Source organism: Caballeronia sp. LjRoot29, assembly GCF_964252755.1.
Lineage (GTDB): Bacteria > Pseudomonadota > Gammaproteobacteria > Burkholderiales > Burkholderiaceae > Caballeronia.
Genome location: NZ_CAXUPU020000003.1, coordinates 58,678 through 72,445 on the forward strand (window position 1 = coordinate 58,678; position 13,768 = coordinate 72,445).

Annotated in this window: 13 protein-coding genes; 5 read left to right on the forward strand and 8 right to left on the reverse strand. The window is 60.6% G+C overall.

Annotated elements, in window-relative coordinates; translation table 11 throughout:
- Positions 1 to 2 precede the first annotated feature (2 nt).
- Positions 3 to 1,514 (reverse strand): efflux transporter outer membrane subunit, encoded by a 1,512-nt coding sequence (locus ACSQ83_RS04330; protein WP_436227326.1) that lies wholly within the window; start codon positions 1,512 to 1,514, stop codon positions 3 to 5.
- A 196-nt stretch (positions 1,515 to 1,710) separates the two neighbouring features.
- On the opposite strand from ACSQ83_RS04330, the gene ACSQ83_RS04335 reads away from it, so the two are divergent.
- Together ACSQ83_RS04335 and ACSQ83_RS04340 are read left to right on the forward strand one after the other, a co-directional pair.
- Entirely contained in the window at positions 1,711 to 2,649 is a 939-nt protein-coding gene (locus ACSQ83_RS04335; RefSeq protein WP_436227327.1) for a LysR family transcriptional regulator, read from the forward strand.
- Between the two features lie 211 nt (positions 2,650 to 2,860).
- Positions 2,861 to 3,031 carry a hypothetical protein gene (locus ACSQ83_RS04340; RefSeq protein ID WP_160172471.1) on the forward strand — a complete coding sequence of 57 codons (171 nt, stop codon included), beginning with the start codon at positions 2,861 to 2,863 and terminating at the stop codon, positions 3,029 to 3,031.
- A gap of 270 nt (positions 3,032 to 3,301) precedes the next feature.
- On the opposite strand, the gene ACSQ83_RS04345 is transcribed toward ACSQ83_RS04340, so the two are convergent.
- From ACSQ83_RS04345 to wrbA, 4 genes are all read right to left on the reverse strand, one after another.
- A complete protein-coding gene (locus ACSQ83_RS04345) occupies positions 3,302 to 4,105 on the reverse strand; it encodes a metallophosphoesterase (RefSeq protein ID WP_436227328.1) in 804 nt (267 codons plus the stop codon).
- A gap of 16 nt (positions 4,106 to 4,121) precedes the next feature.
- Positions 4,122 to 5,591: an FAD-binding oxidoreductase gene (locus tag ACSQ83_RS04350; protein ID WP_436227329.1), complete on the reverse strand. Its 1,470-nt coding sequence runs from the start codon at positions 5,589 to 5,591 to the stop codon at positions 4,122 to 4,124.
- Between the two features lie 112 nt (positions 5,592 to 5,703).
- A complete protein-coding gene (locus ACSQ83_RS04355) occupies positions 5,704 to 6,159 on the reverse strand; it encodes a DUF2069 domain-containing protein (protein WP_414951410.1) in 456 nt (151 codons plus the stop codon).
- 3 nt (positions 6,160 to 6,162) lie between these two features.
- Entirely contained in the window at positions 6,163 to 6,765 is a 603-nt protein-coding gene (gene wrbA / locus ACSQ83_RS04360; RefSeq protein WP_436227330.1) for an NAD(P)H:quinone oxidoreductase, read from the reverse strand.
- Positions 6,766 to 6,866: 101 nt separating this feature from the next.
- Between wrbA and ACSQ83_RS04365 the strand changes: the two genes are divergently transcribed.
- Positions 6,867 to 8,195, forward strand: a complete 1,329-nt coding sequence (locus ACSQ83_RS04365) for a YihY family inner membrane protein (RefSeq protein ID WP_414951408.1) — start codon at positions 6,867 to 6,869, stop codon at positions 8,193 to 8,195.
- Between the two features lie 26 nt (positions 8,196 to 8,221).
- Here the strand turns inward: ACSQ83_RS04365 and ACSQ83_RS04370 are convergent, their stop codons facing one another.
- The 3 genes from ACSQ83_RS04370 to ACSQ83_RS04380 all read right to left on the reverse strand — a co-directional run bounded on the left by ACSQ83_RS04370 (position 8,222) and on the right by ACSQ83_RS04380 (position 10,885).
- Positions 8,222 to 8,542 (reverse strand): Mpo1-like protein, encoded by a 321-nt coding sequence (locus ACSQ83_RS04370; RefSeq protein ID WP_060819075.1) that lies wholly within the window; start codon positions 8,540 to 8,542, stop codon positions 8,222 to 8,224.
- A gap of 199 nt (positions 8,543 to 8,741) precedes the next feature.
- A complete protein-coding gene (locus tag ACSQ83_RS04375) occupies positions 8,742 to 9,563 on the reverse strand; it encodes an alpha/beta fold hydrolase (protein ID WP_436227331.1) in 822 nt (273 codons plus the stop codon).
- Positions 9,560 to 10,885: an O-acetylhomoserine aminocarboxypropyltransferase gene (locus ACSQ83_RS04380; RefSeq protein ID WP_436227485.1), complete on the reverse strand. Its 1,326-nt coding sequence runs from the start codon at positions 10,883 to 10,885 to the stop codon at positions 9,560 to 9,562. Before ACSQ83_RS04380 ends, ACSQ83_RS04375 begins: the two co-directional genes overlap by 4 nt.
- 266 nt (positions 10,886 to 11,151) lie before the next feature.
- Here ACSQ83_RS04380 and ACSQ83_RS04385 point away from each other — a divergent pair, with 266 nt between their 5' ends.
- Together ACSQ83_RS04385 and ACSQ83_RS04390 are read left to right on the forward strand one after the other, a co-directional pair.
- Positions 11,152 to 11,604, forward strand: coding sequence for a CBS domain-containing protein (locus ACSQ83_RS04385; RefSeq protein ID WP_031359018.1), 453 nt, complete (start codon positions 11,152 to 11,154; stop codon positions 11,602 to 11,604).
- A 168-nt stretch (positions 11,605 to 11,772) separates the two neighbouring features.
- A complete protein-coding gene (locus tag ACSQ83_RS04390; RefSeq protein WP_436227332.1) occupies positions 11,773 to 13,707 on the forward strand; it encodes an MFS transporter in 1,935 nt (644 codons plus the stop codon).
- Positions 13,708 to 13,768 lie beyond the last annotated feature (61 nt).

The window sequence follows — 13,768 nt, forward strand, 5'->3', positions numbered from 1 at the left end:
GCTCACTCGCTCCGCTCGCCAGATGACGCGTTTCTGTGCTCGGCGAACGGCCCGATATGCTTCGCCGGTTTCATCTGCGTGTCTGTGGGACTGCTGGCGGGGCTATCGGTGGAACTGTCGATGCCGCCGCCCAACGCCGCCGAGAACGTCGCATACACGGCGAGCCGTTCGGCGCGCACGCGTGCCTCGCCGTCCTGGGCGCGCAGCAATTGCGTCTGTGCGACGAGCACGTTCAGGTAATCGGTCAAGCCGCGCTTATACCCCTCGTCAGCCAGCCGATAACTCTTCTGCGCGGCGGCGACCGAGCGGCCGGACGAGTCGAGCTGGCGATCGAGCGACTGGAGCCGTACGACCTGATCGGCGACGTCGCGCAATGCTGCAACCAGCGTGGCGTTGTAGTGATCGACGGCCTGATCGTATTGCGCCGATGCCGCCCCGAGTTGCGAGCGCAGCCGGCCGCCTTCAAAGATAGGCAGCGTGATGGCAGGTCCCGCAGTCCAGCCGCTACCGTTACCGGTGAGGAAGGTCAGCAGCGCGCCGCCCGCGGACATTTGCGTCAGCGACGCCATCAAGTTGATGTTCGGATAGAACTGCGCCTTCGCGACATCGATACCGCGCGCCTGAGCGGCTACAGTCCAGCGTGCCGCGACCACATCCGGTCGACGTCCGATCAGTTCAGCAGGCAAAGCCGATGGCAAGCCAAGAGGCGTTGCCAGCGACAGCACGGGACGCGTGATCGAATCGCCCGCACCCGGGCCCGCGCCGGCGAGCGCCGCAAGCTGATTGCGGGCGAGCGCGATCGCTTCATCGTAGGTCTCGACCTGGCGCTCGTAATCCGGCAACGACGCTTCCGCCTGCGCCACTTCAAGCTGCGTTCCAATCCCGCCCTGCAGCCGCCGACGCGCACGCGCCGCGATTTTCTGCTGCTGGTCGAGCGTGGATTGAGCGATGTCGCGCAACGCAAATCCCTGCGATAAACCGATGTACGCGCGCACCACGTTCGCTTCGAGTTCGAGTTGTGCTGCACGGGCATCGGCGGCGCGCGCGTGGGTGGCATCCAGCGCGCGTTCCGCCGCGTTGCCGTCGCGGCCCCAGAGGTCGAGGTTGTACGAGAGCTGCAGCGCGGCCGTGTTGTCCCAGGTGTTGACGTTGTTGTACGGGCCGGGACCGTAATAGCCGCTTTCCGGCCACTGCTGGCGGTTGATCGCCATCGATCCATCGACTTGAGGCGCGAGCGCGGCTTGCGCCACGCCGGCCATCGAACGGGCTTCGCGCACGCGTGCGGCGGCCAGCGCCAGCGTCGGATTCCCGGCCTGCGCGCGGGCAACCCAGGCGTCGAGTTGCGGGTCGTTGTAGGCGCGCCACCATGTCGACGCCGGCCACGCCGCGTCGGTGTTAGCCGCACGCAGCGTCGCGCCGGCATCGAGCGACGACGTGTCCTGAAGCGTATCTTCGGGACTGACGTTTTTCGTGCTCGCGCAGCCTGCTATTGTTAAAATTAATGTAAGAACCATCGGAACGATGGTCTTTCTGATCGTGCGAATTCGCAAAATTATTTCTCAAATCGGATTGAGACACAGGCCAGAATTATATTTTTGCCTCGATTGGCGAGTAACTGGCAAAAATGAAAAGCATTGTTACGCGTTTTGATGTAATCATCGTTGCTTATGGCGTAACAATGCGGGATCACCGGAACGAGACCCAAGGCTCATGGATACGCTTCAAAACATGCGCGTGTTCTCGCGGGTTGTTGAAGCCGGCAGCTTCACTGCCGCGGCTCAGCAACTGAACACGACCACCGCTTATGCATCGCGCGCCGTCTCCGATCTCGAAGCGCACTTGCGCACTCGCTTACTCAACCGGACGACGCGCCGGATCGCGCTGACCGAAGCCGGCGAGCGTTATTTGCAGCGCTGCGAGCAGATTCTGGCGTATGTGGATCAGGCGGAAGCGGAAGCCGGCGACGCGCACGCGCGCCCGGCCGGCAAGCTCAAGATGCACGCCATGGCGGGTATCGGCCAGCATTACATCGTGCCGATGATTTCGCGTTACCGAAAACTGCATCCATCGGTGCAGATCGACCTGACGCTTGCGCAGCGCGTGCCCGACCTGCTGGATGAAGGTTTTGACGTGTCTATTGTGCTTGGGACCGAGTTGCCCGATTCAGGGCTGGTTTCCCAGCGCCTGGGAAGCGCGTTCAGCATCGCTTGTGCGTCGCCGGGCTATATCCAGGAACACGGTGTGCCGCATGTCTTGTCCGATCTGGTGCGGCACACGTGTTTGCAACTCATTACGCCCGCGTTTCCGCCGAACAAATGGACCTTCGATGGTCCGAACGGACAGGAAACCGTCACCCTCGGGCCATCGACCTTCACGGTGAATGTGGCGGAAGCCATGGCAGTGGCAATCAGCGAGGGTATGGGCGTGGGAATATTGCCCACTTCATCGGCCCTGCCTGCGTTGCGCGCGGGGTCCTTGGTGCGTGTCTTGCCGCAATACACCATGCAGATGCTCAATCTGTTTGCGTTGTATCCCTCGCGTCAGTACCTGGACGCGAAGATCCGGACCTGGGTCGAGTATTTGCGTGCTGAGTTGCCTGCCGCACTCGCCGCCGATGAAAAATCCCTGCAAGAATTTGTGGCGTCATAAACTTATGAGCAGGAGAATGGGCTAAGCGGGTAATGAGGTAGTTAAGGGGCTAGTTAACGCGCGGCTGCTTAGTGTGCTTTTATCGATGCTGTATAGTTGTCGCAATGCAACACTTGCTTACGTCTATTTCGGCTGCATCTTGATAGCTTGTAGTCTGTCTTTTAGCTTCACCGATTCACTTTTTACCGATTCGACAATATCTGAGGAAGTTATGAATACGCCGCTGATGATCGCCATCTATGCACTGCTGGCTCTGATCGCCGTGCCTGCCACCCGCGAACTGCTGCGTACGGCCCGCGAAAACGCGAAACGCGCGCGCCTGATCCCGATCCGTATCAATGAACGTAAGAACCGTCAATCGCGCGATTCTTCGGATCGTTGAGAAAAAAAGACCGAGCTATCGGTCTTTTTGTTTTTTATGGCGCAGTGTTTTTGGACCTGCGCCGGGGAAATTGTATCTCGCCGGCTGTCGGCCGCTGGTTTAGTGCGCGTCTGACGTTTTGGATTTTTCGTCCTGGAACGGGCGTTTTTAGCCCGTTTTTAGCCATCACGCTGATCGGTCGAACGGTTGCTTCTTGGTCGGTTAGTTTGCACCCGTCAGACATGCCTGTATCGCCTCCCTCCGAAAACGCGTTTTTCGCGCCTCCCCTGTTCAGATCTCGACCACGTTATCCCATTTGAACGACGGATTTTCAGGTGCACCCGTGCGCCTATCCCGATATCCACGCGGGTTACAGATCACGCGCGTGTCTCCTACGAAATAATCGAATGCGGTATGCGTGTGGCCGTGAACCCACAGCGCGACCGGTTCACGCACGAGCGAAGGTAGATCGCTCACAAAACCCGCCGATGCCCGGTCCGTCGCAAACTTCTCAGCCAGACTTTGCTTGAGCGGCGCGTGATGCGTGACCACAATCGTCTTGCCATCGAAAGGCTTTGCCAACTCATCCGCAAGCCAGGCCCGCGCTTGCCCATGGAGCGCCAGCGAGTCGCTGGGACTGAAGGAGCGCGGCTCATCTTCTGGCTCCGGCCAGGCGACCTGGATCACGCCACGGTAGTCGAGCATCACCCGCTCCGACGCTGCGATGGACTCGCGCATGTCTTCATCGCTCGCGCCGAACAGCGCGAAATCGGTCCACAACGTAGTGCCGAGCACGCGCCATTTCCCGTATCGGTCAGTGAGGGTGGTGTTGTTCAGGAAATGCACGTTGGGCAAACTGCGCGCGGCGTCCTGCATGGCGCTTTCGAGTGCGCCGAATTCGCCGTCGTAATATTCATGATTGCCCGGCACATAAACCACGGGTACCTGCGAACCGAAGTTTTCCGCCGCCCAGCGCAGACCCTCCGCATGATTGTGGATGTCGCCGGCCAGCACGACGAGATCGGCCTCCGCATACGGAATGGCCAGGGGTTCGTCGTGCTCTAGATGCAGGTCGGACAGAACGCGAATCTTCACGGCACTTATCTCCTTACTACTGTGACAACGTGTGCGACGCGCCCGGCGCACGCACGTCCGGCAGGACCTTGCCCGGATTCATCAGGTTCTCGGGGTCGAGCGTTGCCTTGAGCGCGCGCATGAGCCGCACCTCAACCGGTGATTTGTAGTGCATTGCTTCGGCCACCTTCAATTGTCCCAAGCCATGCTCGGCGCTGATACTGCCACGATGCGCGTGCACGCTTTCATACACAAGCGCATTGACCGGCGCCTGGAATTCGGCGAGAAAGCTTTCGGGATCGACTCCTTCCGGCGCCTGCACGTTGTAGTGCAGATTACCGTCGCCGAGATGGCCGAAGGTCACCATGCGTACACCCGGAATGGCTTGGGCGATGAGCGCGTCGGTTGCCTGAATGAAATGCCCGATGCGGGAAATAGGCACCGCAATATCGTGCTTGATATTGAGTCCTTCCGCGGCCTGTGCAAGCGGAATGTGTTCGCGCAAGTTCCAGAACGCCTTTGACTGCGACAAATTCTCTGCAACCACTGCATCCTTGACCAGTCCTTGTTCCATTGCATGTTCCATGAGCCGTTCGAACAACGCGCGGCCATGCTCCTCGCTTTCGCTATCGGATAATTCGAGCAACACGGTCTGGCCGTGTTTCTGACTGAACGGATAACGCATCTGCGGGAAATGCGTAGTGACGAGATGAAGCGAAAAGTCCGACATCAGTTCAAAGCCCGTCAGCAACGGGCCTGCATATCGTTGCGCGGTAGCAAGGAAATCGAGCGCTGCTTGCGGTGAGGCGAGCGCTGCCAGTGCCGTTACGCGAGCGACAGGCGCCGGATGCAGTTTCATTACCGCCGCGGTGATGATGCCGAGCGTCCCTTCCGCGCCGATATACAGGTCGCGCAGATCGTAGCCGGTGTTGTCCTTGCGCAGCCCGCGCAAGCCGTCCCAGATTTCACCCTGCGGCGTCACCACTTCCAGCCCGAGGCACAACTCGCGCGTGTTGCCGTAGCGCAGAACGGCAGTGCCGCCGGCGTTCGTTGAAAGATTGCCGCCGATGGTGCAACTGCCCTCGGCGGCGAGGCTCAGGGCAAAGAGCCGCTGTTCCTGCTCGGCGCGCGCCTGGATGTCGGCAAGGATTACGCCCGCTTCCACCGTGATGGTGTTGTTAAGCGGATCGACATCGCGAATCCGGCTCAGTCTGCGCAAACTGATGACGACCTGTGTGCCGCTGGCGTCTGGCGTTGCCCCGCCGGAGTGTCCGGTGTTGCCGCCTTGCGGCACGATAGGGAAGCGGAATTCCCGCGCGAGCTGCACCACTTTGGCGACCTGCCCGGTCGTGCCGGGAAGCACCACGGCACACGTCTGACCGTGATAGCGCTTGCGCCAGTCCGTGAGAAACGGCGCGGTGTCATGAGCGTCGGTCAGCACGTGGGCGGCGCCAATTGCTTCGATGCAGGCTTCAACAAAGTTACGTGAACGATCGGATGCGGTCATGGGTTTCGAAAAAGCGTTGGCGTGGACGACAGGTGGCACAGTATCGCGTAACGTTCGGCCGGGCGAACCCTGGCCGGACGGCATAGGTCTCGTCGGCGCGGAATATTCCGTGCTACAAATGATTTCCGGTTGACGATGAGTCTGGCGTTGAGTCCGGTATTGAGACGGCAGCGGCCCTTGCTCGCTTCGCGGCGCGCGCTGCGCGTTTGAACGGTGCAACAAAGCCAAGCGCGCAGACAAAGAACACAAGGGCGAGCAATGCTTCGAGCCAGCCAAGGCGTGCTGACAATCCGCCGTCGGTCATGCCGCGCACGATGCCTTCGGCAAGGTAAAGCAGCACGAGCATCGACGCCCATTGCAGCGTGTACACGTTGCGCCGGAGCGTGCCGCGCAGCGCGAACAGCAGCGGGACTGCCTTGAGTGCAAGCGCGGAGCCGCCCGGTCGCAGCGGCGCGAGCCAAAGCTCCCACGCAATCGACAATGCAATCAGCGCAATCAGGCTCAGCAGGGCTCCGCGTGCAAAGCCGGGTTGGGTGTTGGCTGCGTCCGGGACGGGCGTAGTGGTCATCGATCAGGCGCCGCGTTGAAGGGCGAGCGCGGTCGTGGCCAGACGCGCGCCGAGCGCCATGGCCAATGCTTTCTCGTCCGCAGAGATGCCGCTGCCGCCCGTTTCAGCGCGGGCGAAGTGGGACGCGCCATAAGGCGTGCCCCCGGTTTGGGTAGTGGTCAGCTTCGGCTCGGTGTACGGAATGCCCACTATCAGCATGCCGTGGTGGAGCAAGGGCAGCATCATGGAAAGCAGGGTGCTTTCCTGCCCGCCATGCAAGCTGCCCGTGGAAGTGAAGACGCTCGCGGGTTTGCCGGCGAGCGCGCCGGACAACCATTGCGGCGAAGTGCCGTCGAGGAAATATTTTAGTGATGCCGCCATGTTGCCGAACCGCGTGGGCGACCCGAGCGCCAGGCCGGCGCATTCTTCAAGGTCGCGCACTTCGGCGTAGGGTGGGCCATCGGCGGGAATATCCGGCTGCGTAGCTTCGCAAACGGTGGAGACAGTGGGCACGGTACGCACGCGCGCCTGCATGCCGGGCACACTGTCAACGCCTTGAGCGATCGCCTGGGCGAGCTCGCGGGTGGCGCCGTTGCGGCTGTAATAGAGCACGAGAATGTCGTTCATGAGCCTTTTCGGTGAACGGGTATTATAAGGATCGGGTGCGTGGACGTGGCATTTGGCGTGCTTTTGCTTGGCTGTTCAAGCCGCCTTGCGGATCTGTTGTCATGTTTCAAGGAGAGAGGTTCTTGCTGAAGTTTCCCATCAATCTCGACACAACGAAGCGGCTTGCCGGCTTCGTCGCCCGTCGTACGGGTGAGGATCGAGTGCCGCAGGTGGCCGGCAGTCTGACGTTCACCACCGTGCTGTCGCTCGTGCCGCTTGCGACGGTCGCCTTCGCGCTCTTTACCGCGTTTCCCATCTTCGCTTCATTCCAGATGTCGTTGCAGGATTTCCTTGCCGCGCACCTGATGCCGTCGCAGATCAACAGCCAGATCTTCAAGTACCTGAATCAGTTTGCGTCGAAGGCGAAGGGGTTGACCACGGTCGGCATGATCATCTTGTTCGTCACGTCGGTGATGACCATGATGACCGTCGAGTCCGCGTTCAACGTGATCTGGCGCGTGCGCAAATCGCGGCCATTTGCTCAACGCGTCCTGGTGTATTGGGCCATCATCACGCTCGGCCCAATTCTGTTTGGCGTGAGCTTGTCGATGTCGTCCTACCTGTTTGCGCAATCCATCGCATTTGCCGGTTCGCATAATCTTTTGCCACCGGTGATCGAGTGGGCGCTCGCCAGCGCGACGCTGCCGTTCACCATGCTGGCGTTCTCCATGCTCTATGTGTTCCTGCCGAATTGCAAAGTGGAGTGGCGCGACGCGCTCGTTGGCGGACTCGTGGCAGCTATCGCATTCGAACTGACGAAGCGCGGTTTCGGTTATTACGTGCGCCGTATCCCAACTTACACAGCTGTGTATGGCGCGTTCGCTGCGTTGCCCGTGTTCCTGCTATGGGTCTACTTGTGCTGGATGATCACACTGATCGGTGCAATGCTCACGTCCGCGTTGCCGGCAATCCGGATTGGGCAGTTTCATCGAAATGATTTTCCGGGGAGCGATCTGCTCGATGCCCTCGAATTACTCGCTCGCCTTGCGGAAGCGCGTGAAGCTGGGCTACCGGGTTACACCGGCCTCGAGCTTGCGCGGATGTTGCGTTGTGACGTGGATACGTCCATGCGCCTGGTTCGCAAGCTCGACTCTCTGGAATGGATTGCGAGGCTGGAGAACCTTCGGGTGCCGCGCTATGTGCTGATCTCCAATCCGCAACAGATCACGGTAGCAAGTCTGTTTGATTTGTTCGTGATTGAACGCGACGAGCTGGACTATCAGTTGCGACTCGATTCCTCGCACATTGACCGCGCCGCGTTAATGAATGCGCTGAGCAACGAGAAACTTGAGATTACGTTGGCGACCCTGCTGGCGGCGCGCGCAGCATCTCGTCAGGAAGGTGCTCCCGCGGCACAAGCGGTGACGTCCATGCCGCATCAAGCTGCCTGAAAAACCGCCCCTGAGGGTGACCGCCCCTAAAGCGAAATCCTGCCGATACAGATGTCCTTGAACATGACCCAGTCGCCCATCAGGCTATAGAGCGGATGACGAAAGGTGGCCGGGCGGTTTTTCTCAAAGAAGAAATGGCCGACCCAGGCGAAGCCGTAGCCGCAAATGACTGCGGCCGGAAGCCAGAGCCAATCGCCCGTGGCAATGGCCATTGCAAGACAGCCAATGACACCCAGAGAACCGATGAAGTGCAGCCGGCGGGACACCACGTTACGGTGCTCTTCGAGGTAATACGGATAGAACTCGGCGAAGCTCGCGAAGTGATCCGAATGCGCGGTTTGGGCCATGACAGTCTCCTTCGAGCAGGTTGCAGCATTGGCTCAGCAAGATTCATTCTCCGGCGATTGAGCCCGCCGCGCAACTGCGTTCAATTCGGATCTGGAAAAAGTTTGAGACCCCCTCCCATCCGGCTAGTGGCGGAGCGGGAAGAGGGCAGTTAAGCTTGATTCATGAACTAAGTTGATGAACGGAAACGTGCTCTGTCACTTAAGCCGGTTGCATCGCAAAACGGAATAATGCGGCGAGAGTTGCATCGGGTTGCTCGCTCATCAGTGCGTGGCCTGCGTCCAGCATGACTGTTTCAACAGATACGCCCGCTTGCTTCATCGCGTCGATCAGTGTGCGGCTGGCGCGCGGCGGCGTCATGGCATCCAGGCGACCCGCAATGACCTGCACCGGGCAACGTAGCGCCGCTGCTCGTTCCAGTCCGTCTGCATACGCGTTGCAGGCATTGAAATCGGCATGGAAGAGGCCGGATTCACCGCGAGTGGTCACTCGTTCCATCAGGCGCTGGTTGGCGCCATGTAGCCAGAAGCCCGGCGCGGGGCAGGACGGTTTTGCGGCGATCGACGAGTGTGACCATTGGTTGACCATGTCAATGGCATCGGGTTCGCGATCGAGCGCGGCATCGAGGAGCGTATCGGACACGGTCATTGGAAAGGCGGTAGCGAGCAGCGCAACACGGGTGACGCGGGACGGATAACGCGCGGCGCAATCGAGCGCGATCAGCGTGCCCATGCTGTGGCCGATCAGCATCGCCTTGTCGACCTTGGCGGCGTCGAGTAACGCCACCAGCCAGTCCGCGAGCGCTGCGATGCTTCGCCGCGCCGGGCCTGCGCTGCGGCAGTGACCGGGAAGATCCACAGCGAGCACGTTCATGCCGTGATGCGCAAAGTAGCGCGTCTGCAATGCCCAGACGCTGTGATCGTGCTCGGCGCCATGTACGAATACGGCCACCGGACGGTCAGGCTCGAACGCGTGACCGCCAGTGTAGGCGTAGGCCGGTGCGCCCTCGACGTCGAGCATCATGCGCGGCTCCCGTCGCCACTCCGGGGAGCGCTCGATGCAGCCTTCTGCGATGCCTTCAGGCCGCGCTTGAGGTCATCAATGAGATCGTCGGGATCTTCCAGGCCAATCGACAGCCGGATACGTCCCGGTGCAATACCCGCTGCGGCGAGGGCGGCGGCGTCCATGCGGAAATGCGTGGTCGAAGCAGGGTGGATGACAAGCGAGCGTGCATCGCCGACGTTCGCGAGATGCGAGAACAGCGTCAACGCTTCAATGAAGCGTCGAGCTGCCGCTACGTCGCCACGCAGGTCGAAACTGAAGACGGCGCCGGCGCCGCGCGGCAGCAGGCGTTTAGCGAGCGCGTAGTCGCGATGGCTGTCGAGTTCCGGATAGGCCACGCCTTCCACAGCAGGGTGGGCGAGCAGGAATTCGACCACTTTGCGGGTGTTGGCGACGTGCCGGTCCATCCGCAACGGCAAGGTTTCAATGCCTTGCAACAGTTGCCATGCAGCTTGCGGATGCAGGCAGGCTCCAAAGTCGCGCAAGCCTTCGCGACGGGCCCGCAGCAGGAACGGTGCGACAGTGCTTTCTTCGGCGAAGACCATGCCGTGAAAACCGTTGTAGGGTTCGGTGAATTCGGGGAAGAGGTTAGTAGAGGTGAAGTCGAACGTGCCGCCGTCCACCAGCACGCCGCCAATTGTCGTGCCGTGGCCGCCCAGGAACTTGGTCGCCGAGTGGTAGACGAAGTCAGCGCCATGGTCAAACGGACGCAGCAGATACGGCGTGGTGAAGGTCGAATCCACCAGCAGCGGTACGTGGTTCGAATGGGCGATGTCCGCAATGGTTTCAATGTCGAGAACATCGAGTCCGGGATTCCCCAGCGTTTCGCCGAACAGCAGCCGCGTGTTGGGCCGAATGGCGGCGCGCCAGGCGTCGGGGTCGTGCGGCGGCACGAAGGTGGTGTCAATGCCGAAGCGCCGCATCGTGTAATGCAGCAGGTTATGCGAGCCGCCGTAGAGCGCGCTTGATGCCACCACGTGCGAACCCGCGCCCATCAGCGTTGCTATCGCCAAATGCAGCGCGGCCTGTCCGCTGGCGGTGCCGATCGCGCCCACGCCGCCTTCCAGCGCGGCTACGCGCTCCTCGAAAACGGCGACGGTCGGGTTCGAAATGCGCGAGTAGACATGTCCTGAGCGCTCCATGTTGAAGAGCGAAGCAGCGTGGTCGGTATCGCGGAACGAGAAAGACGTGGTCTGGTAAATCGGCGTGGCGCGGGCGCCGGTGGCAGGGTCGGGCGCAGCGCCGGCGTGCAGCACGAGCGTGTCGAAGCGGTTGGCGGGCATCGTGGGCGGGCTACCTTGGAAAAGAGTCATTTATCGTAACATCGGGTGTGGTCAGACAAACTTGGGGTAGACGCCAGCGTCGGCGTTTGAGCCGGCGCGCGGCCATGCAGCGCAAGGGCAGCCTTGGCGCTGCACGCGCCGACCCGGTGCAAAAGCCCGCCCCGCTTGGCTTTTACAGACAAAACACGGGGTTCTTGCGCGCTTTCTTTTTAAGTGCCTTTCCGCTAGGATCGATAGATATTCAGGCTTTTCGCGAGGAGACAATCATGCGAGTCAGCGACATTTTGAACGTCAAGGGCAACGCGCTCTTTACGGTGACACCCGATACGCCGCTGCATGAAGCAATCAACACAATGGCGTCACACGACATTGGTTCACTCGTGGTGATTGAATACGGCGATCTCGCCGGCATGCTGACGTTCCGCGAGATTATTCTCACGCTGAGCGAAAACGGCGGCAGCGTGGGCACGTCCACTATCCGCAAGGTCATGGACGACCACCCCATCACGTGTACGCCGGAAACGGACGTGAACGAGGTGCGCCGGATGATGCTCGAGCATCACGTTCGTTATCTGCCGGTCATGGAAAAGAACGTATTGATGGGCGTGATCTCGTTCTATGACGTGGCCAAGGCAGTAGTGGAAGAGCAGGGTTTTGAGAACAAGATGCTCAAGGCGTATATCCGCGACTGGCCGGAGCAGCAAGAAGAGGCGCGTTGATCGGGGTGCCGCGCGAGTAGCGCCGTTCGCACTAAGCCGCTCGAAACGCACACAGCCGAGCCACAGCGCCTCACAACATCACGCACAAAAATGCGCGCCCGAGCGGCGCGCATTTTTTTCGCCTCTTCACCAGATCACCACTCTCTCAACTGCCAACTCCAACAATCCATGAGCGAAACATCCCCATCACTCCGCGCGAAAAAGGCCGGCGCCGAACATGGCGACAGTCAGTTCCGCTTGTTGCGTGAACGCCGTTTCGCACCGTTCTTCTGGACGCAGTTTCTCGGCGCGCTCAACGACAACGTCTTTAAGGTCGGCTTTACATCGCTGGTCACGTTTCAGGCTGCACGCTTTTCGGGCGTCGATCCGAAAACCGCCGCCTTTCTGATCTCCGCCATCTTCATCATCCCCTTTGTGCTTTTTTCCGCGACATCAGGCCAGGTCGCCGATAAATACGATAAGGCCACACTTACGCGCTTCGTCAAGACGTTCGAAATCGTGGTGATGCTGATTGGCGGCGCGGGATTCATATGGCACAGCGCGCCGCTGCTTTACGTTTGCACGTTCCTCATGGGCGTGCATTCGACTGTGTTTGGACCGGTGAAATATGCGTATTTGCCGCAGCATCTCCAGCCATCGGAACTTGTGGGCGGTAACGGACTGGTCGAAATGGGGACGTTCGTGGCGATCCTGATCGGGACGATCATGGGCGGCGCGGCGGCAGGTTGGGCCGAGCACGGCGCCATTTTGCTCGCCGCGTCCTGCCTGACGGTCGCGCTGATCGGACGCGTTGCATCAAGCTTCGTGCCGAAAACCGCGGCGCTGCAGCCCGATCTGAAGATCAACTGGAATCCGTTCAGCGAGACGTGGCGCAACCTCGCGCTCGCGCGCCAGGACCGTACCGTGTTCCTGAGCTTGCTTGGGATTTCGTGGCTGTGGTTCGTCGGCGCGACTTTTCTTACGTCGTTCTTCAACTTCGCGAAGGACGTCCTGTCGGCGAATCCGGATGTGGTGACCGTGTTGCTCGGCACGTTTTCGATTGGTATTGGCATCGGTTCGATGATGTGTGAAAAGCTCTCCAATCGCCGTGTCGAGGTCGGACTTGTGCCGCTCGGGTCCATTGGCATCAGCGTTTTTGCCATCGACTTGTTTTTTGCCAGTCACGGCATCACGCCGGCGGGCCATCTGATGGGCGTCGGTGAATTTCTTCAACTAGGCGTGCATTGGCGCATCCTGGCCGACCTGTTCCTGCTCACCATGTTCGGCGGTTTCTACAGCGTGCCGCTCTACGCGCTGATCCAGTCGCGCAGCCAGCCGACGCACCGTGCGCGCATCATTGCCGCGAACAACATCCTCAACTCGTTCTTCATGATTGTGTCGGCGCTGATGGCGGTTGGCCTGACGTCCGCGGGCGTCGGCATTCCGGGGCTGTTTCTCACCACGGCGTTGCTGAACATCGTGGTGGCCGCATACATTTATTCGCTCGTGCCCGAATTCCTGCTGCGCTTTCTCGCGTGGATTCTCGTGCATACGTTCTACCGGATCAGGCTTGTGAACGCCGAGCGCATTCCCGAACACGGAGCCGCCGTGCTGGTGTGCAATCACGTGAGTTTCGTCGACGCCATCGTGATCATGTCGGAAAGTCCGCGGCCGATCCGCTTCGTGATGGATCATCGGATTTTCCGCTCGCCGCTGATCGGCTGGCTGTTCCGTCACGTCAAGGCCATTCCCATTGCGCCTGCTCACGAAGACGCAAAACTGCTGGAAAAAGCCTACGACGCTTGCGGCCGTGCGCTCGCCGACGGCGATCTGGTCTGCATCTTCCCGGAAGGCAAGCTCACCCGAACTGGCGATATCAACCCGTTCCGCCATGGCATCAGAGAGATTCTCAAGCGCCATTCGGCCCCGGTGGTGCCCATCGCTTTACGCGGTTTGTGGGGCAGCGTTTTTTCGCGCCACGACGACAACCGCTGGCCGCGTCCCATTCATCGCGGCGTGATGAGCCGCTTGACGCTGGCAGTCGGTGAGCCGATCGATCCCGCCGATGCCACGCCGGAGCATCTGCAACAAGTAGTCTCGACGCTGCGAGGCGTCCGCAAATAGGGCGCGAGTAGGGCCTCGCGCAGCACGGAGCAGCCGAACGCCCCCGCGCCCGGGGGCTTAA

What these genes read in the sequence shown, in the direction of transcription:
- ACSQ83_RS04330 (WP_436227326.1), bottom strand. Translation starts at nt 1,514, where the DNA reads ATGGTTCTTACATTAATTTTAACAATAGCAGGCTGCGCGAGCACGAAA.
- ACSQ83_RS04335 (WP_436227327.1), top strand. Translation starts at nt 1,711, where the DNA reads ATGGATACGCTTCAAAACATGCGCGTGTTCTCGCGGGTTGTTGAAGCC.
- ACSQ83_RS04340 (WP_160172471.1), top strand. Translation starts at nt 2,861, where the DNA reads ATGAATACGCCGCTGATGATCGCCATCTATGCACTGCTGGCTCTGATC.
- ACSQ83_RS04350 (WP_436227329.1), bottom strand. Translation starts at nt 5,591, where the DNA reads ATGACCGCATCCGATCGTTCACGTAACTTTGTTGAAGCCTGCATCGAA.
- ACSQ83_RS04355 (WP_414951410.1), bottom strand. Translation starts at nt 6,159, where the DNA reads ATGACCACTACGCCCGTCCCGGACGCAGCCAACACCCAACCCGGCTTT.
- wrbA (WP_436227330.1), bottom strand. Translation starts at nt 6,765, where the DNA reads ATGAACGACATTCTCGTGCTCTATTACAGCCGCAACGGCGCCACCCGC.
- ACSQ83_RS04365 (WP_414951408.1), top strand. Translation starts at nt 6,867, where the DNA reads ATGTTTCAAGGAGAGAGGTTCTTGCTGAAGTTTCCCATCAATCTCGAC.
- ACSQ83_RS04370 (WP_060819075.1), bottom strand. Translation starts at nt 8,542, where the DNA reads ATGGCCCAAACCGCGCATTCGGATCACTTCGCGAGCTTCGCCGAGTTC.
- ACSQ83_RS04375 (WP_436227331.1), bottom strand. Translation starts at nt 9,563, where the DNA reads ATGATGCTCGACGTCGAGGGCGCACCGGCCTACGCCTACACTGGCGGT.
- ACSQ83_RS04380 (WP_436227485.1), bottom strand. Translation starts at nt 10,885, where the DNA reads ATGCCCGCCAACCGCTTCGACACGCTCGTGCTGCACGCCGGCGCTGCG.
- ACSQ83_RS04385 (WP_031359018.1), top strand. Translation starts at nt 11,152, where the DNA reads ATGCGAGTCAGCGACATTTTGAACGTCAAGGGCAACGCGCTCTTTACG.
- ACSQ83_RS04390 (WP_436227332.1), top strand. Translation starts at nt 11,773, where the DNA reads ATGAGCGAAACATCCCCATCACTCCGCGCGAAAAAGGCCGGCGCCGAA.